The sequence below is a fragment of the Bifidobacterium mongoliense DSM 21395 genome, assembly GCF_000741285.1.
Classification (GTDB): Bacteria; Actinomycetota; Actinomycetes; order Actinomycetales; family Bifidobacteriaceae; genus Bifidobacterium; species Bifidobacterium mongoliense.
This window is the reverse complement of the sequence record NZ_JGZE01000039.1, coordinates 1-1,115: the sequence shown is the minus strand read 5'-3', so window position 1 is coordinate 1,115 and position 1,115 is coordinate 1. Positions and strand designations below refer to the sequence as shown.

Annotated in this window: 1 protein-coding gene and 1 pseudogene; both read right to left on the bottom strand. The window is 63.9% G+C overall.

Features of this window, described 5'->3' with window-relative positions; all coding sequences use genetic code 11:
• Positions 1-77 precede the first annotated feature (77 nt).
• A complete protein-coding gene (locus BMON_RS09050) occupies positions 78-677 on the bottom strand; it encodes a 50S ribosomal protein L25/general stress protein Ctc (protein WP_034885538.1) in 600 nt (199 codons plus the stop codon).
• Between the two features lie 224 nt (positions 678-901).
• Positions 902-1,115 (bottom strand): annotated as a pseudogene (locus BMON_RS10155) (IS30 family transposase); the annotation flags it as partial.

Here is a 1,115-nt window from a genome sequence, read left to right as displayed (position 1 = left end):
ACCGGGGATATCGGGGATATCGCTCGCCGCGGCCACGGTGATGAGCACCTGGCCCTGATGACGCGCGAAATCGAGGATCATACGGCGTCTTCGGGGGCGGCGACGGGTTCGGGGGCCGGAGCGGTGGACTCGGTGGCGTCCTCAGGAACCTCGACCGTGACGACGGATTCCTCGCCATCGGTCGCCAGTTCGGCGTCCTGCGGCATCTCGATGTCCTTGGCGAGGATCTTGGTGCCGTCGACCAAACCTTCGACGTTGACCACGATGCGCTCGGGCAGGTGGGAGACATCGGCGCGGACGTTGAGCTCCTGGAGGTCGACGAACGCCACGGCGGCGCCCTTCGGGGTGCCTTCGACGAAGACGGGCACGGAGACCTCGATCTTCTCGCCGGCGCGGACCTCGTAGAAGTCGATGTGCTCCACGATGCGCTTGACGGGGTTGCGCTGGACATCCTTGACGATGGCGGTCTTCCTGTCCTCGCCGTAGCTCAGGGTGAAGAGCGCGTTCGTACGGCGCAGGGCCAGCGTGGTCTCCTTCATCGGGAGCTTGATGAAGACGGGCTGGGCGCCACCGGCGTAGATGGTCGCCGGGATCTGGTTGGCGACGCGCATGCGGCGGGCCGCTCCCTTGCCGAAGGCATCGCGGATCTCCGCCTGCAGGCTGATGGTGTTTGCCATGATGAACTCCTTAATCATTGTGTGTTCTGTTGTCTCGGCGCGTCGGTGCGCCGAGACAACCCGCCGTGAGGCGATCATGTCGTCAGCTCAGTCGATTACGGAATCGCTTCCCTCGCCAAAGCGCCGGAGACCGGGTGCGGTCAACCAACGACCGCATTCTGGTCTGCCAAAGCAACGCGTACCAGTCTACCAGCACCCGGGACATCACGGGCATGGCCCGTTGTCTAGATTGAAGTGCAACACTGTGGCTGGTGGGGTAAGTTTAGCAGTTCCTGCTGGTAGGCTTCGGCGGGTGTCTGGTAGCCGAGCAGGCGCATGGGCCGGTTGTTGATCTCGTTGACGATCGCCTGCAGCTCGTCGGCCATGTCCGGGGTGATTCTGCCGCCTTTGGGCGAGGTAGCGGCGTAGCATGCCGTTCCTGTTCTCGTTGCTCCGCTG

What these genes read in the sequence shown, in the direction of transcription:
- BMON_RS09050 (WP_034885538.1), bottom strand. Translation starts at nt 677, where the DNA reads ATGGCAAACACCATCAGCCTGCAGGCGGAGATCCGCGATGCCTTCGGC.